The organism is Nitrincola salilacus (genome assembly GCF_046271865.1).
In the GTDB taxonomy this organism is placed as follows: Bacteria; Pseudomonadota; Gammaproteobacteria; order Pseudomonadales; family Balneatricaceae; genus Nitrincola; species Nitrincola salilacus.
On the sequence record NZ_CP176580.1, the window covers coordinates 1,329,429 to 1,349,207 of the forward strand.

Sequence of the window (19,779 nt, forward strand, 5' to 3'; positions counted from 1 at the left end):
TTAACTATTTGTGAACTCTCGGATGAGAGGGATGCCTTCAGACAACCATCAGTGTTGCCTGAGAGGAGGGTCAATTGTTGTGTGGCGATACTGCTGCACACGAGGATAATCAAGGATGCTGATATGACCACTATAACAACGATAGCACACGCTCAGAAATCCCTCGGTTACTTTCCAGATCAAGCGATCTACTCAATCTTCACCCTTCAGGACAGATCAATAGACAGCTTTCAGCGTTGGCAGTCGCTTGCTCGGCAGTTGGATGAGTTTTGCCTTGGCACCGACCACCGCACAGCGGTGTTGCTCGGTGTTGGCTTTGCACTCTGGCGGGACTGGAGCAGGGAGCATGGCTGGACTGTGCCTGTTGGCATGGGTAACCGCGATATATTGCGTGAGAATCCGCAGGTGTTTGCCGCAACGGAAGGTGATCTGTGGTTCCACATCAAATCAGACACCGAGGATAATGCTCAGGCGGCACTGGCGATCATTCAAGCCGCTCTTGAACCCTTGTGTACCGCTGACCCACTGATTGTTCCGGCGCAGAAGCGCTATGACGGCAAGGTGATTGGCGGGCGCTTTACCGATGGTCTGGTCAACCCACCTTCTGATGAGGATATCACCAGCCGGATACTGATCGGTGATTACGATCCCGACAATCAAGGTGGCAGCTTTGTGATCGCACAGAAGTTTGTGCATGACTGGAGCAAACTGGATGCCATGAGCGAGCTGGAAAAGGAGAATATGATTGGCCGCGATAGAACCAATCGACTGGTGCCGATGAATCATGAAACCAGCCACATCAAACGCGTGCGACAACTCAATGGCGAGCACATGAATCAACGTCTTATCCGTCAGGCTCTGCCATATGGCAACCATGAGGATAACAAATCGCACGAAATCGGTGTTTTCTTTGCTGGGTATGCGCAATCAACCGAGGTGTTTGACCGCGTGATTCAGGGCATTGTGGGTGCGCAGGAAGGGTTTGTTCAGGACAGCCTGTTCAGTGTCACGCGCAGTGAGCAAGGCAACTACTGGTATATCCCGTCTCGACATCAGTGTGGTCTGGCAGATGGACCGGGCAATCAGGAGGTGACGCTGAATGCCTATTTTGATTGCCGTAGTGACAATGGGCTGATGTTCTACAACAGCCGCGATTACCTGCACAAAGTGCGCGATTCCCGACTGGTGGCGGACTGTCCGATCAGCGAGCGCATCCTGACGCTGCTGGATCACCAGTTCTCGCGCTGGCACGACACCTGGTACAAACCTCGTGAAACACCGCCTCTTGGTCATTTGAATGAGCATATCGACGACAGCGAGCGTTGGATTCTTGATGCATCCGTGATGTTGCGCAAGGGCAAAGCGACGCAATTGAGCCTGTCCAGAGTGCTGGTCAGCGAAGCGTATGCCAGCCGCGCCAATCTGCTGTTTATGGATCCGGACGAACTGATTATCGGCAACATGCCGCAGCTCTCGCTGGGTATCGGCTCTCAGGTGATGGAATATATTAAGGAGGATGAACGCCTGACCGGATTCTTCTCCATGCTCAACGAATATTCTGCGACAGGTCATAATGCACCGGGTTACGAAAAAATTCTTGCGCTCGGTATCAAAGGGCTGCAGGCGCGTTTTGAACAACAACTGCAACAGGCGAGCGGGGATGCTGCGGACTTCTATCAGGCGGTGATCTGGTCCTTGCAGGGGTTATCTGACTTTATCCGTGCCTATGCCCGGATGGCTGCCCGCGAGGCCAGTCAGACGAGTTCACTGAGCCCGGGTCAGCGAGAAAACTGCAAGGCGGTGGCACAGCGGATGGAAAAACTGGCCGAGCAGCCGCCACAATCCTTCCTTGAAGGTTTACAACTGATCTTCATCTGCAACTGTGCCTATCATCAAACGGGCGAGCCCATGTCGATCGGGCGTCTTGATCAGCTGCTGATCGGACTGTATGAGCAGGATCTGAGCGCAGGCCGGATAACCCAGGAAGCGGCGCAGGAGGTGCTTGATGCTTTCTGGTTGAAGATGGATGAAACGGTGCTCTACAACTATCAGCACCTCAACGACTATCTGAACTATGGCACCGGTGCTGTGTTCTATTCGGCAGGCAATTTCCCTCAGGGGGCCGCGATCAACCAATGGGTGCAGCAGCTCACTGTGGGTGGTTATAAAGCGAATGATCATGATGAACCGGAGGATGCCTCCAATGCGATCACGCTGATGTGCCTGCGCTCTGCCCGACGTTTGCCCCTGAATGCTCCCTGCCTGTCATTGCGGGTTCATCACAAGATGAGTGACGAGCTGTTTGCCGAGGCAGCCAAAGCGCTGCTCAGTGGCGGTGCACATCCGATTCTGCTGAATGATGACAAGCTGGTGCCGGCACTGAAAGCCTGCGGTCCACTGAGCATGGCCGATGCGCGCGACTATACCTGTGATGGCTGTTACGAGCCGATCATCCCCGGAAAAACCGAGTGGGCTTTCTCCTATGTGCCGATACTGCCCTTGGTAGGTGTTGCAATGAATCAGGGCGCCACTATTGCGGGGGCCGGCCCCATTCATCTGAACGGCATGAAATCCTCGTGGAACTCACCACCTCCAGAGCAGATCCACAGTTACGAGCAGTTCGAGGAGATCTTCTTCACTCACTGGCGCTGGGCGATCAGTGGTTTCTTCAATACGTTGATGAACAGTTATGGCAGCCTGGCGGGTTATTGCCCCAGCCCCTTGTTCTCGGCGATGCTGGATGACTCTCTGGAGAGCGGACGCGATCTCAGCAATGGTGGTGCCCGTTACCATATCATTGCACCGATGATGTGCGGTATTGCCAACGCCATTAACGCGTTGTATGTGGTCAGGCAACTGGTGTTTGACGAGGGGAGTGCTCGCTGCTCTCTGGCTGAGTTGCGACGTTGCCTGCAGTGTAATTGGGGTGAGGATATGAAGCCGCCCTTTTATACTACGCTGGAAGGTGAGGCACGCCGTCAGCAGGATGCCGAACACTTCCGTGATCTGCGACAGTATGCGCTGGCAGTACCCAAGTTCGGCATCAGTAAGGATGAGGAGCTGAATCTCTTTGCCGAACGGATTGTCGCACAGGCCGTGGCGACCATTCATGAGGTTTTCAATAACCCGCCGGATGTGATTCGTGAGGGGTATGAGCGAATCAAAACCACCTATGGCACATCTGAGCGTCCCTTTGCCTTCACCGTGACGCCGGGTGTCGGTACCTTTGAGGACAATGTCGGCCTGGGGGCAACAATGGGCGCTTCGGCCGATGGACGTCTGGAAGGGCAGCCGATTGCCGATGATTTCTGTGCCGCACCCTGGCCGGATGACCTGCCGCTGAATACACAGCAGACCGATCCTTTCGAGTCGCTCAAACGCTGGAATATACCACCGATCAACCACGGCATTGCCAATGCGGCTCCTGTTGATCTCAATATTCCAGAGAACTTCCCTGAAGCGGATCTGACAGAGCTGATCAAGCGCTTTGCACAGGGTGAGCTGGGTTCAAACATGATCACCATCACCTGTGCTGATCCAGACACCTTCCGTCAGGCAATGCAGCAACCGGAGCCATATGATCTGGTGCGGGTCAGAATGGGGGGATGGACGGAGTACTATGTGGCGATGTTCGACTTCCATCAGGAGTCTATTCTGCGCAGGCCCTACTACTTACCGCAATAGTGTTCAGTCACTTGACTGACCCACTGAGACAAGCTCCACTTCTCGGGGCTTGTCTCAAACAATTCAGTACCGTCATATATCGCTTTCGGCGATCAGAATATGCAGTCCCTTACGACTTGGAAGAATCCTTCTCCCGCTTCAGCAACTCTCGTTTACGCTCAATTCCCCAACGATACCCACTGAAGGCGCCATCGCTGCGCACCACTCGATGGCAGGGCACTATGACGGCCAGCTTGTTGGCTGCGCAAGCCTGTGCAACCGCACGGACGGCCTTGGGGGAGCCGATGCGCTGCGCGATGTCCGTATAGCTGACAGTACTGCCGGGCGGCACTTCGCGCAGTGTCTGCCAGACCTTCTCCTGAAAGGCTGTACCCTGGATATCAAGAGGCAGTTCGATCCCTTTTGACGGCGTCTCGATAAAGGCGATCACTTGCTGCACCCGCTCAGAAAACGTCTTGTCTGCCTCACTCAATAGCGCTTTTGGAAAACGATCCTGCAATTGAGTGAGAAGGGTGGCCGGATCATCTCCAAACTCGATGGCGCAGATCCCTTTATCGGTTGCGGCTACCGTGATCAATCCTAGAAAGCAGGGGGTGATTGCGTAATGGATCGTCACTCCAGAGCTCCCTTTACGATATTGTGAAGGTGACATGGCCAGGCGCTCGCGGGTATTTTCGTAGGCGCGACTGCTGGAGCCGAAGCCCGCTTCATAGATAGCATTTGTCACAGATTCACTCTCCTTCAGGCTGTTACGAAAACGCTCGACCTGTCGGGCTTTTGCGTATTGCTTGGGTGTCATACCAACTGCTGTCTTGAATACTCGCTGGAAGTGCCACTGGCTTAAGCCTGCCTGTGCTGCCAGGCTGGCAAGAGTTGGGGGTGTTTCAGACTCATCGATCTGGCGACAGGCCTGAGTGATCAGTTCCTGCACGCGTGTCTGTGATGAAACGGTATCAGGTTTGCAACGTTTACAGGGGCGATAGCCTGCCTGCACAGCCTCTGTGACCGTATCAAAGAACAGAGTGTTCTCTCGTTTTGGCAGGCGTGAGGCACAGCCGGGGTGACAATAGATACCGGTTGTTCTGACCGCATAGACAAACACTCCCTTTGCATGTTGATCACGTGCCAAGAGTGCCTGCCATCGACTCTCTTCGGTAGCGAATCTGGATACGGTTACCATTGGTCAGCCTCCTGTTTCAGATGTCACGATCAGTCACCTGCTCCGGCATGGCCGGGGCGCAGGGTGGGCTGCCAGACAGCCAGAGGCGAACAGCCTTGAGCGGCCTGCCATCTATTGCTGCCAGGCCAATAGCGATGAACGCCATGCCGGTGAAGTGCTTCAGTTCAAGTTGTTCGCCAAGAAAAACCGTGCCGAGCAGTATCGCACTGACCGGGATAAGAAAGGCCACCAACAGTATATTGGTCGCACCAGCAGTCGACAGCACGCGGAAGTAGAGAATGTAGGCAAGGGCTGTAGAAAGCAAGGCCAGCCCCAGAATTGCAGCCCACACCGTGGCGCTCGGCATGGGCAACAGCCATGGATGCTCCAGCAGGAGTGCCAGGGGTATCAGCACCAGTGCCGATGCAGTGACCTGACCGGTAGCCGTAACCAGGGGGGGGCTGTTCAGTGTGCGAAAACGCCGACCATAAATGCCGGCAAAGGCATAGGATAGTGCTCCACCGAGTACAGCAAGCTGCGCCAGCAACTGCGTACCCAGCCCCGACAAAGCCTCGGTTCCGATCATGAACACAACCCCTGCAATCCCCAGTACTACCCCAGCAAAACGCCCGCCGGTCAGCCGTTCATCCTGGGTCAGGTAGTGCGCTGCGATCACGGTGAAAAAGATGGTTGAAGCATTGAGGATCGATGCCAGCCCGCTGGCTATATAAGCCTGTCCCCAGACGATCAGCGTGAAAGGGATCATATTATTGAGTAAACCCATGCCAAAGAATGCTTTCCACATCGGCTTTTCTGCAGGCATTCTCAACCCCATCAGCACAACCACCAGATTGAGCGCTATCGCTGCCAGCCCGACACGAAGCGCCACGATGGTCAGCGGCCCCAGAGCATCAACTGCGACCCCCACAAAGAAGAATGACCCTCCCCAGAGGATCGACAGGGTAATCAGCAGTATCCACTCGACAGGGCCCATTGAATGATTGATGGCGTTCATGTGTATTCTCGAATTGAGTTGGAATACACCTACTCTAGGCCTTGGTAAGCGGATGAACACTCTGCTTCTTGCGGTGTAATTCGAAAAGCCGAGATTTTTCAGGCAGGTGGCTGATTGTTATCAGCCTTTACTAGCTATCAGCCATTTACTTGTCAGGCCTGTCAAAACTGTCTGCAAAGCCGTGATTGACATCGCGATGCCCGGCCTCATCGTTTCTTACCGCAATGATCACCTCACGAAGTTTCGCATCGGCTGGAAGCTGCCAGTAGTCGATGGCAATTTGAGGTGCCTCAATGTTGGGAATATTGCCGTTGTCTACTTCGGCCAGATATTCGGTGTAGCTATACACTGCTTCCTCTTCAAAATAGCCCACCAACCGATGTGCCGTGCGTCCCGAGATGATATAGAGGATGAAAAAACTGGTGAAAAATATACTCTGTGCCAGCAGAATCACCATGCGTTCCAGCCAGCTGGGCTGAGCAATCTTAATAAAGACCATCAAATGCATACGCTCGTTTTCAGCTTCGGACAACAGCGTGTGAATCCACTCGCGATCATCTTCCAAACGTCGTAATGAACGCATATGCCGCACCATACCGCCTACCATGCCGGGAACGCCTGCTACGGTTTCCAGTACAACGGCACGATGTCCATAGCGCTTGGCAAAAAAGCTGTCAGCAAAAAAACGCAGAAATTTGGTCAATCCAAATGCGACGCGATCAGACAATCCGGTGGGTTGGTGGCGCTTGTGCAGTGGGTCTTCGTTAAGTGTTGGTGGTTGCTCGCTCTCGGTCCTGTGCATGGTAACAACTCCCTGTTCATATCCATTATTGATGGTGATGCCAGTGTGTGCATCATGTGCAAAGGACAATATAGCACGTGTGCCTTGGCTATCTGGTTTCATTACAGACGCCTCCTGGTTCCACAAAGCGTTCGTACTTCTTGATTGTCTAATGGAATCTGGTACATAGTCCCCATTGGCGCAATTAACCAGATGAGGACATGATGGACACGCTCCTGCAAAACATCCAAGAAGTGGTAGGCCCCAATGGTCTGCTGACCGGCTCAGATGTCAGCCAGCGTTCGGCGGACTGGTTTGGTGATGCTCGTTGCGAAGCGGCGGCGATTATCCGGCCCGCGAGTACGCAGGAGTTGTCGGCTGTGATGAAGCTGTGCCATGCCGCTGGTCAGCCGGTGGTGACGCATGGTGGGGTGACGGGTGTCGTGCAGGGTGCACTGGCATCGACGGACGAACTGGTGATTTCGCTGGAGCGAATGAATCAGATTGAGAGCCTCGATCCGGTCGGTGGTTTGATGATAGTGCAGGCCGGGGTGCCTTTGCAGGCAGTTCAGGAGAGTGCAGAGGAGGTGGGATTACATTTTCCTCTGGATCTCGGGGCACGTGGTTCCTGCACCATCGGCGGTAATATCGCAACCAATGCCGGCGGGGTGAGAGTGATCCGCTTTGGCATGATGCGTCAGCAGGTGTTGGGGCTGGAGGCGGTACTGGCAAATGGCACTATCATCAGTTCGATGAATCAGATGCTCAAGAACAATGCCGGGTATGACCTCAAGCAGTTGTTCATCGGCAGTGAAGGTACTTTGGGTATTGTGACCCGAGCCGTGTTGCGCCTGCAGCCACAACTGCCGTGTGAGCAGACGGCGCTGGTGGCAGTGCCTGGCTTCGATTCGCTGACGCGTCTGTTGCAGCAGATGGGGCAGCAACTGGCGGGTAGCCTGAGCGCATTCGAAGTGATGTGGCACAACCACTATGACCTGATGGGGCGCCAGAGTGGTCGGCACACACCACCCATTGCGCCGGATTATCCTTTCTATGCCATTATTGAATCTCTGGGTGTGAATGATGAAACCGACCGAGAGCTGTTCAATCGTGCGCTGGAGCAGGCATTTGAGGATGGTTTGATCTGTGATGCGGTGCTGGCGCAGTCCGATAAACAGCGTGAAGGGATCTGGGCGATCCGTGAAGATATCGAAGGTTTGATTCAGGAGCTGAAACCGATTCTGGCATTTGATATCAGCCTGCCGATCCCGGCAATGCAGCAGTATGTCGAAACGCTGGAAGCGCAATTAATGGAGCGTTGGCCCGACACCGGACGAGTCACGGTATTCGGGCACTTGGGTGATGGCAATCTGCACCTGATGCTGAGTATCGGAAGCTCAGATGAGGAGAGTCGACACGAGGTTGAGCGACTGGTATATGAGCCTTTGACGGAGCTGGGCGGATCGATTTCGGCCGAGCATGGTATCGGGCTGGAGAAGCGTGATTATCTGCACTTGTGCCGCACACCGGAGGAGATCACGCTGATGCGCACGCTGAAACAGGCGATGGACCCGCAGAATCTGCTGAATCGACATAAGGTACTTTATCAGTCTGCCTATCAGGTTGTCTGAAGGCTTTGAATGGAGTTCGGTCCGAATATGGCCTTAATTTTGGCCTTTCGTGATAGGTATGTATACTGGAGTCAGTGACTGGAGGTTAAGGGTATGCATAGAGCACCAGGAATGAAAATGACAACGATATCGGCTTTCAAGAAAGAGCTGGCTTCGTTAGATGTGACTGGTCCTGTTCTGGTGACGCAGAATGGCGAGCCACTGTACGTGGTTCAAGATCCTGTTCAGTATGAGATGCAGCAGGAGCAGATGGCGTTACTTCGAATGCTGGCACTGGCTGAGAAGGATGTTAAAAATGGCCGTGTGAACTCATCTGACGCCTTGCGGAAGGGTTTGAAAAAACTGGCAGGGGATATGTGAGGACGTGGCTATTCAAAGGATTGAGTACACCCATACATTTGAAAATCAACTTCATCAACACCTTTCCTGGCTGGCAAAATATGTTGGTGCGGCTGCAGCAGAACGCCAGCTGCTAGAGGTTCTTGACCAGTTCGAAGCACGAGTCAGAGATCATCCTGTCAGTGCACCGGTTTGTGAAGAGGCAGCAGATCTTGGCCTCACTGACTACCATGATTATGTCGATACAACACTTCAGGTTCGAATCATCTATCGTTTCGATCCGTCGGCTGAAACAATCCTTGGCATGCTTTTTCTGAATACCCGTCAGAGTATGCGCGATGCATTGGTCCAGCTTTGCTTACGCCAGGAGTGAGTGCGTACCGATGGCAGCCTTTCGTTCCATAAAAAGCATCCTGTTTACCCTCACAACCGGCTATCTGTTGCTGGTCGTGCTGGTCTGGTCTATGCAGGGATGCATGGTGCATGTGCCCAGCAAACATCTGGTGACAACGCCTGCCGATGCAGGTCTGGGATATGAAGATCTCACACTGATCACAGCGGACAATGAGACGCTCCACGCCTGGTACATACCAGCCCCCGCCGCACGCGGGGATCTGCTCTTCATGCATGGCAATGCCGGTAATATCTCGCATCGGCTGACCTCTATCAGCCAGTTTCATCGTATGGGTCTCAATGTTCTGATTGTGGACTATCGCGGCTACGGCAATAGCAGTGGTAATCCGAGTGAGCAAGGACTGTACACAGATGCAGAGGCGGCATATCAATGGTTGGTGGATGAACGCCTCGTAGACCCTGAATCGATAGTGGTATTCGGCCGCTCGTTGGGTGCAGCGGTCGCTGCGCAGGTGGCGGCGGAGAAACCAGTGGGCGCGTTGATTCTGGAATCCGGGTTTACATCGGTGCCCGATCTGGGCGCCGAGATCTATCCCTTTCTGCCCGTTCGGCTGCTCTCCCGCTTTCAGTATGACACCCGTGAAAAACTGTCGCGTATCCGCGTACCGGTTTTGGTGGTTCACAGCTCAGAGGATGAGATCGTGCCGTTTCATCATGGGCAAGCACTTTTCGATGCTGCAGCTGAGCCAAAGCAGTTTCTGCAGATTCGGGGTGATCATAATCGTGGCTTTGTGCGGTCGGGGGATTTGTATACAGGTGGGGTGGCAGCATTTATTGATCGCTGGATGGGAGTTCAACGCTAGAAGAAAATTGCGTCAACTCTCAATCAATATTGCGAATCGTTATCATATATATTAATGTTTGTGGCTACGCTTTCTCATTCAAGCCTGAGCCCCAACATGATCCCGCTGATTGCTGATAACACCATTCATACCCTCTATACGGATCACAATGTCTGGCTGCGCAATGTTCTGCGTCGCCGAGTCGGCTGCTCTGAAACAGCGGCGGATCTGGCGCAGGATGTCTTCGTTCGATTGTTGGGACGGCAGTATCTGCCCGCGATGAATGAGCCCCGCGCCTATCTGGCAACACTTGCACATGGTTTGTTGATTGATCACCGCCGCCGACAGGCGCTGGAGAGCGCCTGGCTGGAATCTCTGTCGGCCTTATCTGAAGATGATGTGCCTTCGCCGGAGGAACAGGTACTTATTATTGATGCTCTGGCCAGAATTGATGCGCTTCTCAGCGGTTTAAAGCCAAGAGTGAAAGAGGTATTTCTGCTCTCCCGACTGGATGGCAAGCCTTATCCAATTATTGCGCGGGCGCTTGGGGTCTCTCTCAGCACAGTCGAGAAGGATATGGCTCAGGCGTTGCGTCATTGCTATCAGGTGTTGATGGGGTGAGTACGGTCTTGCAACTGGGAGGTGGTATGAATCAGGATCTGCCGGACGGAGTGTTGGATCAGGCGTTTCACTGGGCGGTGGTATTGGGATCTGGCGTGGCTGGGCAGTCTGTCCATAAAGCGTTTGATGCCTGGCTTGATGAGTCCCCCATGCATTATGTCGCCTGGAGAAGGATTCAGGTGATAGAGCAGGAGTTTGTTTCGGCCAGGGCATTGGGCCCTGATGGACATCAGGTCTTAAAGAAGGTGGAGGTCAAACGGCGCTGCAAGCTGTCGCTCAGCGGCGTGGTGTCGGTTTTAGTCTTGATTGGGCTGTTGCATATTGCGCCGGTGCAGTTGCCCTGGCAAGCGCAGTACATCACCACGGCTGGTGAGTTCAGGTATCTGGAGCTGCCTGGTGGCGGGCTGGTGCACTTGAATGGGAGCACATCATTGGATATCGAGCAGCGTGAATCGGGAGCCGTTTTGTTGTTGCATCAAGGCGAAATACAAGTGGATTCCAGTGCGGCGCCGGATCATTCAAAGCCGCGAGTACACACACCTGAGGGCGAGTTTATCCCGATAGGGACACGTTTTGTTGTGGGCCATGGTTCAGACGGTACTCGGCTTTCTGTGATCAGTGGAGCGGTCATGCTGAATCCTGGTTCGGCGTCTGGGTTTCATGTTAATGCCGGTGAGCATTGGAACGTACATGACGGGCAAGCGTTACCCTTACCCGAACCAGCCCTGACGACAGGTGCATGGATGGATGGTTTTGCCGAGGCGGATAATGCACGTCTGGGGGATCTGTTGGATCTGTTGGGTCAGCATTATCGGGGGTGGCTAAGTTATGACGACTCTGCTGCTGAGTTGCGGGTGACAGGCTTATTCAGGCTGGATGACACCGATGGAGCCCTGCGCGCAATTGAGAAATCCTTACCAGTGTCGGTTGAGCGTCGGGCAGGTATATGGATGCGTGTCAGGTTTCATGCGGAATAATTGTGACAAAAGGGTTTTTGAGTTTGCAAATGCTAATAGTTTGCATTAAGGTGTAGTTCGATTGGCAAATCGAAATCGTGATTCCCTTCATCATCACGAACTGAACCATATTCCGCGGCAAAGCCATCAGGCGGCGTCGCGGGTTTTTTCAATCAACCGGCTTCAAGTCGCAATGGGTTTGTCCGAATGAAAACACCTGACGTTTCGCGCTTATTCTCTGACCACTCCAGCCCGCTGCATGCCAACCACCCGCTGGTTGATCTTATTCACAAACGACGTAATAACCAGATCGCCTGGGCGCTCATTTCCAGCCTCATCATGCTGTTGGCAGTACTTGTCTGGGTTGGTCGTACCACTATTCTCTGATGAGTCAGGATGCATCGATGCAGACAGTGGCTCAAGTTTTCACTGATTAATTTTTAAATAACCTTTACGGGTTTTGTTCGACTCATTCGGCACAGTGGTAAAGCAATCTCAAATATTAACGGGACCATCACCACTATGCTGAATGCAAAACCTCTGAGTCTATCCATTCACCGCAGGCTGTTGCCGGTTTGTGTCAGTCTTGCACTGTTTGGCGCTTTGCCTGCCATGGGCCAGCAGAGCGCTATGCCATCTGTGCAGAGTAGTCAGCAGCATCAGTTTAATCTGGCTGCTGGTACGCTGGCAGGTGGTCTGAACAGCCTGGCTCGTCAGGCTGGCCTGACGGTGTCGGTCGATTCATCGTTGGTTGCAGGTAAACGGGTAACTGCAGTGAGTGGGCAACTGACCGCGCAGCAGGCACTGAATGCATTGCTCAGCGGAACAGGCCTGACCGGGCAGATTGATGGCACGGTTATTCTGATCACTCAGTTGCCTGAATCGGGCAAAATGACGCTGGATCCTTTGAGTGTGACGGCACAAGGATATGCGGCACAGTTGAATAGCCCGTCTGAAGGAACCGGTAGCTACAATGTGCCTGGCCCAATGAATACTGCTACACGCCTGGGGCTGTCAGTTCGTGAAACGCCTCAGTCTGTCACGGTCGTCACGCGCCAGGTGATCGATGATATGGGGCTTGAATCAATTACAGAGGTGGTTAATGCCACCAATGGGGTGAATGCAAAGAGTTTTGACAGCTCGCGCAGTGGTTTCTCTGCACGTGGTTTTGCCATCGATAACCTTCAGATAGACGGTGTGCCAACCACCTGGGCAACAGGGTGGTCTGCCGGTGAGTCACAAACCGATACATTGCTGTATGACCGAGTTGAGGTGGTGCGGGGGGCGACTGGATTAATTGCGGGTGCCGGGAACCCATCAGCGGCGATCAATCTGATCCGAAAACGTGCTGATAGTGACGTGTTTACGGGGCAGGTGACGCTCAGCGGTGGCAGTTGGGATCGATATCAGGGGGCGCTGGATCTGTCATCGCCCTTGAATGAGAGTGGTACGGTCAGAGGCCGTGTTGTTGGCAGTTATCTGAATCAGCACTCATATACTGACTTGTTGAAGAATGAGAAAAGCGTGCTGTATGGCACATTGGCGGTGGATTTGACGGCTGACACTCTGTTGAATGTGGGTGCGAGTTATCAGGACAATAATCCGAGCGGATCAACCTGGGGTGGCTTACCCATCTGGTTCAGCGATGGCACTCGGACAGATTGGGATCGATCAAAAACTACTGCGGCTGACTGGTCTCGCTGGGCAACGGCTCAAACGAACTACTTTGCCAATATAGAACATCTGTTTGACTCCGGTCTTAGAGTGTACGGAGCCTACAGCAAAAGTATTAACGATGCCGATCTGGCGCTGCTTTTTCTTTCCGGTGCACCCGACAAGCAGACAGGCGAGGGGTTGAGGGCCAGTCCTGCGTGGTATGAAGTCAAACGGGAGCAGGAGAATCTTGATCTTTATATGTCGATGCCGTTTGATGCAGCAGGGCAATCGCATGATCTGACATTGGGTGTTTTGCACAGCGAGCAGGATTTCAAATCAGATAATCGTCAGCGCCCTGACCCGGTTGCGCCCGGTAACTTCTTTACCTGGGATGGTTCATATGCCGAGCCAGAGTGGGGTGCACAGTCACGCTACACCACGCAGAGTACAAAACAGACTGGTGTTTATGCAGTGACACGATTGACGCTAGATGATCCACTGAAGTTGATTCTGGGAGCTCGTGTCAGCAACTGGACCACTAATGGTATGAAGTGGAACGGCGATTTGTATGGCTATGAGCATAAGCAGGTAGTCAGCCCTTATGCCGGTTTGACCTATGATATCAACGATACTTATTCAACCTATGTCAGCTACACCGATATCTTTAATCCTCAGGACTATCAGGATCGCAACGGAAACCATCTTGATCCGCTTGAGGGCAGTAACTATGAGGCAGGCATCAAGGCGGACTATCTGAATGGACGCATTAATGCGAGCCTGGCGCTCTACCGGATCGAGCAGGATAATCTGGCGCAGCCGGATGGAGACAACCTTATTCCGGGTACCATCAATCAGGCTTACTTTGGAGCGCAGGGAACCACCAGCAATGGCTTTGAAATTGAGCTGTCCGGTGCACTGACGGAAAACTGGAACATGATGGTGGGTTGGTCACAGTTCAAGGCTGAAGATGCCAGAGGCGCTGCCGTAAACACACGCTTCCCGCGTCAGACGGCTACCCTGTTCACGACTTATCGCATGGATGATCTGACCTTGGGCGGAGGTATCAACTGGGAAGGCTCCAACTATACCTTTGCCAATAACCCGTTGGGTCAGCGTGAGAAGCTGAAGCAGGCTTCTTATTCATTGGTAAACCTGATGGCAAAATATCAGATAAATCCGGCTATGAGCTTACAACTCAATATCAACAACGTATTTGATAAAACCTACTACAGCCAGATAGGTTTCTCTAATCAGTTTGCCTATGGTGCTCCGCGTAATGCGATGCTGACACTGAAATATGATTTCTAGAGTGATAATTGACAGGGACGGGATGTGAATCTGTACATCAAAGCAAAAACACTTTTATCAGCATCACCCACTCAGACTAAAAAGTCTGAGTGGGTGTTCAGGCTATCAGTGTTGTCACGCGTGGCGGCTGCAGCACTGGGAGGATATGCCCTGGCATTGGTAGCCTCTATCGTTCTGGCACACTTTCTTCCCAGCAGTCGGTCTGATGGCGTGCTTTGGGGGACGCAGCTTAGCTTTGTTATCTATGCCTGTGCCGTGATCTGGGTTTTTTCAACCCGCACTGCGTTTCGGGCCTGGGTCGGTATTCTGTTACCGACCCTCGTGTTGGGCTTTCTGGCAGGATGGCTGACAAGGGAGGTTTCTCTGTGAAAACCTTCTTTCGTCAATCCATGGCCTGGTTGCACACCTGGACAGGGCTACTGTTCGGCTGGTTACTCTTTTTCATGTTTGTGACGGGTACGGCAGGGTATTTTGATACTGAAATTGATCGCTGGATGAAACCGGAGTTGCCGGTTGTGCAGCCGGTGGACGCCACCGCTTTTATCGCTACTGCTCTGGAGCGACTTGAAAAGGTTGCGCCAGATGCCACTCGTTGGCAGATCAATATTCCGTTGGATCGAAACAACCCCTATCCAGGGATTTCCTGGCAGGGAGGGCAAGATGAATCAAATCAGGCCAGAAGGCGTGAGCAGGTTGATGCCGTCTCGGCGGAACCATTAGTGTCGCGTGATACTGGAGGAGGACAGTTGCTGTACCAGATGCACTGGCGTCTTCACTATCTGCCAACCCAGACAGCCTACTGGCTAGTGGGAGTCGGCACGTTTCTGATGTTACTCGGGTTGATCACCGGGACCATTGTGCACAAGAAAATCTTTGTAGATTTTTTCACCTTCCGCCCGGGAAAGGGACAGCGCTCATGGCTGGATGCACACAATGTTGTCAGTGTGATTTCGCTGCCGTTTCAGTTGATGATCACCTACTCGGGTCTGGTGCTGATGATGTTCATCTACATGCCGTTGGTGGCTGCCGCTTATTATGGAACCGATGCTGAGGCGCGTCAGCAGTTTTTGAAGGAGGCGTTCCCCTCTCGTCAGGTTGAGGCGGCGGCAGGGATAGCTGCGCCATTGGTTCCGCTGAAGGGTTTGATCGAGCAGGCTGAGCAATATTGGGGAGAAGGACAGGTCAGGTTTATTGATATTCATCATCCCGGTGATGCGGAAGCACGGGTCATTCTTGGCAGTAATATTGCTGCGGGCCCGCTGCGTAGCTCAGCACAGCTGATTTTTGATGGCGTATCCGGGCAACTGATATCAACTGTTCCAGCAGTAGGATCAAGTGCAAAAGCGTCGAGAGATGTGATGTATGGCCTGCATGAAGGGCTGTTTTCCGGTCCTGTGCTGCGTTGGCTCTATTTCTTCTCAGGATTGCTGGGCACGGTGATGGTGGCATCCGGTCTGATTCTCTGGGCAGTGAAGCGCCGCCAACGGGCAGAGAAGCAGGGAGGGCGAGCTCACTTTGGTTTGCGTCTGGTGGAGCGACTGAATATCGGTACGATTACCGGGCTGCCAATCGGCATTGCAGCTTATTTCTGGGCTAATCGTGTGCTGCCATCTGAGTTTGCCGCTCGTGCCGAGTGGGAAGTTCATGTGATGTTTCTGGCCTGGGCAGTGATGTTGATACATGCAGCGCTGAGACCGACTGCGCGAGCATGGGTGGAGCAATGCGCTATGGCCGCTTTGGCGTTTGCATTGCTGCCGCTTCTGAATGCACTGACGACCGAGCGTCACCTTGGGCAGAGTCTGCTGACAGGAGACTGGGTATTTGCAGGGTTTGACCTTACGATGCTGAGCATCGGTGCAGGGTTTGCGCTGACAGGTTGGTACCTTAGATCCCGCTTGGTTGGAGTCGATATTGCGAAAGGAGTGGTTCGGACTGAGCGATCCAGCACTCAGAACCAATCAGTGGAGGTATCAACATGATGTTGCTGGCAGACCTGAGTCCTGCACTGCTGGCATATGTCGGCTTTGCGCTGTTGTCGCTGGTGATGGATCGTCATCGCCGACAGCTATTGCCGTCTGCCAATGGATGGCCGCCTCGTATTACGCATGCTATTCGAGTATTGGGATGGTCGTTACTGTTGCTTTCCCTTTGGCGCTCTATCCACCTCTGGGGGGTGGGTATCGGGTTGGTTGCCTGGTTCGGGGTACTGTCACTTGCTGTATTCGTGCTGGCACTGCTGATGTCTTATTTTCCTCACCGAGTTATCTGGTCAGCCATGGCTGCTTCGGTGGTTTGCATGCCTTCCATGCTGATGTTCTGAGTTGCCTTGCCAGTGCCAAGCTGTAAGGGGCACTGTACGTATCAATGCACAAGTTCCGGCATGGGGCTGATCGCTGCACTGGTGTGGGTGTCGATACTGTGTGGGCATTTGCAGCTGGCTCTGTGGCGGAGCAGTTCTCGTCGGAGCCGACAGCCTTCCTGCATGAACGTCAGCGACACATGTGGGGGGCTTAGAGTATCTGCTGCTGCTCGTTCATAAAGACTTAGATAACTCTCAAGTGTTGTGAAACAGCGCTGCCAGCGACCTTGTCGGGCATAAAGATCCGCCAGGTTCTGAATACTGACCGATAGGCAGATAATTTGCATCATCTCAGGATCCTCCGTTTTCCTTTTCTCCGGCTTTTCTGCCAGTGCTATTTTCATCAATGCTATTGATTGCCGATAAAGGGTTTCCGCCAGCGGGTAGTGTTCACGTTCAAACGCGCTATTGGCTTGTTTAGTCAGATGCTTCCAGAAGGTCAGGCTTGTCATGAGGCTACCAAGGTCATAGTTAAAATTTAGTGAACTCATTGATCAATACTAGTTGTTTTTTATCATAATGCAAACAATAATGATTTGTATTAAATATACGGAGTATTGAGTCATGACTTACACATTACCTGCCTTGCCTTATGCCTATGCCGATCTGGAGCCCCATATCGATGCCATGACCATGGAAATACATCACACTCGTCATCATCAGGCCTATGTGAATGGACTGAATGCTGCAGTTGATGGAACGTCCTATGCAGATGTCAAACTGCCGGATCTGCTCAGGCAGTGTCATGATCTACCGGAAAGCATCAGAGCAGCCGTCAGAAATCATGGTGGTGGCCATGCTAATCACAGCCTGTTCTGGGAGGTGATGTCACCTCAGGGAGGTGGACTTCCGAAGGGTGAGCTGTTGTCTGCGATCGTGACTGCTTTCGGGGACTATGACGCGTTCAAAGAGTTGTTCATTGAAGCGGCCATCAAGCGCTTTGGCAGTGGTTGGGCCTGGCTGGTGTTGAATGCTGATCACTCATTGAGTGTGACGAGCAGTGCCAATCAGGACAGCCCGCTGATGGATGGACAGGTTCCGATTCTGGGTCTGGATGTCTGGGAGCATGCCTACTATCTCAAATACCAGAACAAGCGCCCTGAATATATTGCCGCCTTTTTCAATGTCGTCAACTGGCAGAAAGTAGCAGAGCTTTATGTTGAGGCACTCAATTCAGAAAAGTACGCTTAACGGGTAATGTCGGGAGTCAGATAATCATGATCGCAGCAACGAGTGGATTCAGGGTGTTATTTCAGCCCAGAAAAATGCTGGGCCTGTTGGTTCTGATAGCCGGTGCTACGTTACTGGTTTACCAGTTGATAGTTCTGCTGCAGGAGCGTGAGTTGGTACGTTACGCCTTCTATGCAGGTATGGTAGCTGCAGTTGCCACGGCATTGGGAACCTTGCCAGCGATCCTGGCGCACAAAATATCGGACCGCATTCTGGATAGCCTGATGGGGTTTGGCGCCGGAGTGATGTTGGCAGCCTGTATCTTCTCGTTGATTCTGCCATCTGTAGATATCATGGCAGAGCAAAGTGACATTGCCTGGATTGCTTCAGGACAGGTCGCACTGGCGATACTGCTCGGGGCGATGCTGATGCTGGTGATAGAGAAGCTGGTGCCGCATGAGCACTTTATCAAGGGCAATGACGGTGCCACCAATACAAGGCTGCGTCGGAGTTGGTTGTTTGTACTGGCAATCGTGCTGCATAACTTCCCGGAAGGTTTGGCTATCGGTGCATCTTATGCTGCAGGGGAGGGGCATGCACTGGCAGCGGGTATCGCCATTCAGGATATGCCTGAGGGATTCGTTGTTGCGATGGCACTGATTGCTGCCGGTTATTCACGGGCTTTTGCGATCACAGTCGGCGTATTGTCAGGGCTGGCTGAGCCTGCCATGGCTATTGTTGGCGCAACTCTGCTGGATGCCAACAGTGGCCTGTTGCCCTGGGGGCTGGCTGGTGCAGCCGGTGCGATGCTGTTCGTGATCAGTCATGAGATTATCCCAGAATCACACCGCAAGGGGCATGAGTTTTTCGCGACCAATGGGCTTATACTGGGCTTCGTGATGATGCTGATGCTGGATACGGCGTTGTGAAATTGAGTAAGTTTAAGTCTTCCGGATGCGGTCTAAGGACCCATCAGTTATAATGAGTGTAATAGTTTCAATTGCAGAGAGTGTCATCATGAAAGAGACAGAACTGCAGGCAAAGAAAGCCTATTGTGCAAAAAAACGTCGTTCAAACTATTTTGCCAGTCTCCGGCTGGAAGGCTTTGATACGAAGCCGACTGATGTGTTCAATGAGCTACCTTCCAGAGAGGCGGTGTTGGCATCCTATATGCAACGGCGGCGTTGATGCTGGATAAGTATGGAGTGGGCCAGGACAGTTATTGCTATCCTGGTACGGTCGTTCTTCGAAACCGACTTGGTATCCTTGATGAAGACCAGCTCAATCAAGCCGAGCAAACTCTCAGCAGCATTGCGGCAGATAAAATTGATTTTCAACCTCCACCGTACGACTTTGACTATCTGAAAACAATTCACCGGTACTTATTCTGTGACCTCTATGAATGGGCTGGTGAAATTCGGACTGTTGATATCTCGAAGCAGAGCACCCGTTTCTGCACACTCCACAGAATAGCTCCTGAAGCAGAAAAACTATTCTTATCACTTGCGCGCGATCACTGGCTTGAGGGGCTGAAAAGGTCTGAGCTTGTCCTGAGTGTAGCTTCATATTTTGGTGACCTGAATATGATTCATCCATTTCGCGAGGGGAATGGGCGGGCACAACGAGTTCTGTTCGAGCATATCATTGTGAATGCAGGGTATGAAATTGACTGGTGGCAAGTTGGTCACACTGAATGGATTCAGGCAAATATTGATTCCGTCAGCTGTGATTACAGAGCTATGAGCGCTTTGTTTGATAAGTGCATTGGTGGCTTGATTGAGGATTTGTAGGCTGATTACGCTGATGTAGCTGATCTTGAATGAGGATGCCAGGAGTTGCAAAACGAAAGGTTGCAACTCCTGGCAAAAAAAGATCAAACTGGAAAGTTCTTCTGTATCTGGATT

General features: G+C 52.6%; 20 protein-coding genes. 16 read left to right on the plus strand and 4 right to left on the minus strand.

Going from position 1 to position 19,779, the window contains the following annotated elements:
• Positions 1-123 precede the first annotated feature (123 nt).
• Complete coding sequence (locus ACK3CJ_RS06205) at positions 124-3,684, plus strand: Dyp-type peroxidase (RefSeq protein WP_409525576.1); 3,561 nt, start codon at positions 124-126, stop codon at positions 3,682-3,684.
• 109 nt (positions 3,685-3,793) lie between these two features.
• Here the strand turns inward: ACK3CJ_RS06205 and ada are convergent, their stop codons facing one another.
• The 3 genes from ada to ACK3CJ_RS06220 form a co-directional block, all read right to left on the minus strand.
• The gene (gene ada, locus ACK3CJ_RS06210) at positions 3,794-4,864 is read right to left on the minus strand and encodes a bifunctional DNA-binding transcriptional regulator/O6-methylguanine-DNA methyltransferase Ada (protein WP_409525577.1); all 1,071 of its coding nucleotides are present in this window, start codon (positions 4,862-4,864) and stop codon (positions 3,794-3,796) included.
• 16 nt (positions 4,865-4,880) lie between these two features.
• Positions 4,881-5,858 (minus strand): DMT family transporter, encoded by a 978-nt coding sequence (locus ACK3CJ_RS06215; protein ID WP_409525578.1) that lies wholly within the window; start codon positions 5,856-5,858, stop codon positions 4,881-4,883.
• Between the two features lie 145 nt (positions 5,859-6,003).
• Positions 6,004-6,762 (minus strand): alternative oxidase, encoded by a 759-nt coding sequence (locus tag ACK3CJ_RS06220; RefSeq protein WP_409525579.1) that lies wholly within the window; start codon positions 6,760-6,762, stop codon positions 6,004-6,006.
• A 101-nt stretch (positions 6,763-6,863) separates the two neighbouring features.
• On the opposite strand from ACK3CJ_RS06220, the gene ACK3CJ_RS06225 reads away from it, so the two are divergent.
• From ACK3CJ_RS06225 to ACK3CJ_RS06275, 11 genes are all read left to right on the plus strand, one after another.
• On the plus strand, positions 6,864-8,270 hold the full coding sequence (locus ACK3CJ_RS06225; protein ID WP_409526557.1) for an FAD-binding oxidoreductase: 1,407 nt from the start codon (positions 6,864-6,866) through the stop codon (positions 8,268-8,270).
• Between the two features lie 117 nt (positions 8,271-8,387).
• Positions 8,388-8,630, plus strand: a complete 243-nt coding sequence (locus tag ACK3CJ_RS06230) for a type II toxin-antitoxin system Phd/YefM family antitoxin (protein WP_409525580.1) — start codon at positions 8,388-8,390, stop codon at positions 8,628-8,630.
• A 4-nt stretch (positions 8,631-8,634) separates the two neighbouring features.
• Positions 8,635-8,982, plus strand: a complete 348-nt coding sequence (locus ACK3CJ_RS06235) for a hypothetical protein (RefSeq protein WP_409525581.1) — start codon at positions 8,635-8,637, stop codon at positions 8,980-8,982.
• A gap of 10 nt (positions 8,983-8,992) precedes the next feature.
• Positions 8,993-9,826: an alpha/beta hydrolase gene (locus ACK3CJ_RS06240; protein WP_409525582.1), complete on the plus strand. Its 834-nt coding sequence runs from the start codon at positions 8,993-8,995 to the stop codon at positions 9,824-9,826.
• Positions 9,827-9,922: 96 nt separating this feature from the next.
• A complete protein-coding gene (locus ACK3CJ_RS06245) occupies positions 9,923-10,426 on the plus strand; it encodes a sigma-70 family RNA polymerase sigma factor (RefSeq protein WP_409525583.1) in 504 nt (167 codons plus the stop codon).
• Positions 10,423-11,403, plus strand: coding sequence for a FecR family protein (locus ACK3CJ_RS06250; RefSeq protein ID WP_409525584.1), 981 nt, complete (start codon positions 10,423-10,425; stop codon positions 11,401-11,403). The genes ACK3CJ_RS06245 and ACK3CJ_RS06250 overlap by 4 nt, the downstream gene beginning before the upstream one ends.
• Positions 11,404-11,589: 186 nt before the next feature.
• A complete protein-coding gene (locus ACK3CJ_RS06255) occupies positions 11,590-11,769 on the plus strand; it encodes a hypothetical protein (RefSeq protein ID WP_409525585.1) in 180 nt (59 codons plus the stop codon).
• 135 nt (positions 11,770-11,904) lie between these two features.
• On the plus strand, positions 11,905-14,346 hold the full coding sequence (locus tag ACK3CJ_RS06260; protein WP_409525586.1) for a TonB-dependent siderophore receptor: 2,442 nt from the start codon (positions 11,905-11,907) through the stop codon (positions 14,344-14,346).
• A 24-nt stretch (positions 14,347-14,370) separates the two neighbouring features.
• Entirely contained in the window at positions 14,371-14,715 is a 345-nt protein-coding gene (locus tag ACK3CJ_RS06265; RefSeq protein ID WP_409525587.1) for a DUF3649 domain-containing protein, read from the plus strand.
• Positions 14,712-16,325 (plus strand): PepSY-associated TM helix domain-containing protein, encoded by a 1,614-nt coding sequence (locus tag ACK3CJ_RS06270; RefSeq protein ID WP_409525588.1) that lies wholly within the window; start codon positions 14,712-14,714, stop codon positions 16,323-16,325. Before ACK3CJ_RS06265 ends, ACK3CJ_RS06270 begins: the two co-directional genes overlap by 4 nt.
• A complete protein-coding gene (locus ACK3CJ_RS06275) occupies positions 16,322-16,666 on the plus strand; it encodes a DUF3325 domain-containing protein (protein ID WP_409525590.1) in 345 nt (114 codons plus the stop codon). The genes ACK3CJ_RS06270 and ACK3CJ_RS06275 overlap by 4 nt, the downstream gene beginning before the upstream one ends.
• Before the next feature lie 41 nt (positions 16,667-16,707).
• Here ACK3CJ_RS06275 and ACK3CJ_RS06280 read toward each other — a convergent pair whose 3' ends face one another.
• Positions 16,708-17,157 (minus strand): hypothetical protein, encoded by a 450-nt coding sequence (locus ACK3CJ_RS06280; RefSeq protein WP_409525591.1) that lies wholly within the window; start codon positions 17,155-17,157, stop codon positions 16,708-16,710.
• 112 nt (positions 17,158-17,269) lie between these two features.
• On the opposite strand from ACK3CJ_RS06280, the gene ACK3CJ_RS06285 reads away from it, so the two are divergent.
• The 4 genes from ACK3CJ_RS06285 (at position 17,270) to ACK3CJ_RS06300 (ending at position 19,665) form a co-directional block, all read left to right on the plus strand.
• Positions 17,270-17,896 carry a superoxide dismutase gene (locus ACK3CJ_RS06285; RefSeq protein WP_409525592.1) on the plus strand — a complete coding sequence of 209 codons (627 nt, stop codon included), beginning with the start codon at positions 17,270-17,272 and terminating at the stop codon, positions 17,894-17,896.
• Positions 17,897-17,922: 26 nt separating this feature from the next.
• Entirely contained in the window at positions 17,923-18,804 is an 882-nt protein-coding gene (locus tag ACK3CJ_RS06290) for a ZIP family metal transporter (RefSeq protein WP_409525594.1), read from the plus strand.
• Positions 18,805-18,892: 88 nt separating this feature from the next.
• Positions 18,893-19,063, plus strand: coding sequence for a YhfG family protein (locus ACK3CJ_RS06295; RefSeq protein ID WP_409525595.1), 171 nt, complete (start codon positions 18,893-18,895; stop codon positions 19,061-19,063).
• Positions 19,063-19,665, plus strand: coding sequence for a putative adenosine monophosphate-protein transferase Fic (locus ACK3CJ_RS06300; RefSeq protein WP_409525596.1), 603 nt, complete (start codon positions 19,063-19,065; stop codon positions 19,663-19,665). The genes ACK3CJ_RS06295 and ACK3CJ_RS06300 overlap by 1 nt, the downstream gene beginning before the upstream one ends.
• Positions 19,666-19,779: the final 114 nt, after the last annotated feature.

What these genes read in the sequence shown, in the direction of transcription:
- ACK3CJ_RS06205 (WP_409525576.1), top strand. Translation starts at nt 124, where the DNA reads ATGACCACTATAACAACGATAGCACACGCTCAGAAATCCCTCGGTTAC.
- ACK3CJ_RS06245 (WP_409525583.1), top strand. Translation starts at nt 9,923, where the DNA reads ATGATCCCGCTGATTGCTGATAACACCATTCATACCCTCTATACGGAT.
- ACK3CJ_RS06220 (WP_409525579.1), bottom strand. Translation starts at nt 6,762, where the DNA reads ATGAAACCAGATAGCCAAGGCACACGTGCTATATTGTCCTTTGCACAT.
- ACK3CJ_RS06295 (WP_409525595.1), top strand. Translation starts at nt 18,893, where the DNA reads ATGAAAGAGACAGAACTGCAGGCAAAGAAAGCCTATTGTGCAAAAAAA.
- ACK3CJ_RS06255 (WP_409525585.1), top strand. Translation starts at nt 11,590, where the DNA reads ATGAAAACACCTGACGTTTCGCGCTTATTCTCTGACCACTCCAGCCCG.
- ACK3CJ_RS06225 (WP_409526557.1), top strand. Translation starts at nt 6,864, where the DNA reads ATGGACACGCTCCTGCAAAACATCCAAGAAGTGGTAGGCCCCAATGGT.
- ACK3CJ_RS06240 (WP_409525582.1), top strand. Translation starts at nt 8,993, where the DNA reads ATGGCAGCCTTTCGTTCCATAAAAAGCATCCTGTTTACCCTCACAACC.
- ACK3CJ_RS06215 (WP_409525578.1), bottom strand. Translation starts at nt 5,858, where the DNA reads ATGAACGCCATCAATCATTCAATGGGCCCTGTCGAGTGGATACTGCTG.
- ACK3CJ_RS06230 (WP_409525580.1), top strand. Translation starts at nt 8,388, where the DNA reads ATGACAACGATATCGGCTTTCAAGAAAGAGCTGGCTTCGTTAGATGTG.
- ACK3CJ_RS06275 (WP_409525590.1), top strand. Translation starts at nt 16,322, where the DNA reads ATGATGTTGCTGGCAGACCTGAGTCCTGCACTGCTGGCATATGTCGGC.
- ACK3CJ_RS06285 (WP_409525592.1), top strand. Translation starts at nt 17,270, where the DNA reads ATGACTTACACATTACCTGCCTTGCCTTATGCCTATGCCGATCTGGAG.
- ACK3CJ_RS06280 (WP_409525591.1), bottom strand. Translation starts at nt 17,157, where the DNA reads ATGACAAGCCTGACCTTCTGGAAGCATCTGACTAAACAAGCCAATAGC.
- ACK3CJ_RS06300 (WP_409525596.1), top strand. Translation starts at nt 19,063, where the DNA reads ATGCTGGATAAGTATGGAGTGGGCCAGGACAGTTATTGCTATCCTGGT.
- ACK3CJ_RS06260 (WP_409525586.1), top strand. Translation starts at nt 11,905, where the DNA reads ATGCTGAATGCAAAACCTCTGAGTCTATCCATTCACCGCAGGCTGTTG.
- ACK3CJ_RS06290 (WP_409525594.1), top strand. Translation starts at nt 17,923, where the DNA reads ATGATCGCAGCAACGAGTGGATTCAGGGTGTTATTTCAGCCCAGAAAA.
- ada (WP_409525577.1), bottom strand. Translation starts at nt 4,864, where the DNA reads ATGGTAACCGTATCCAGATTCGCTACCGAAGAGAGTCGATGGCAGGCA.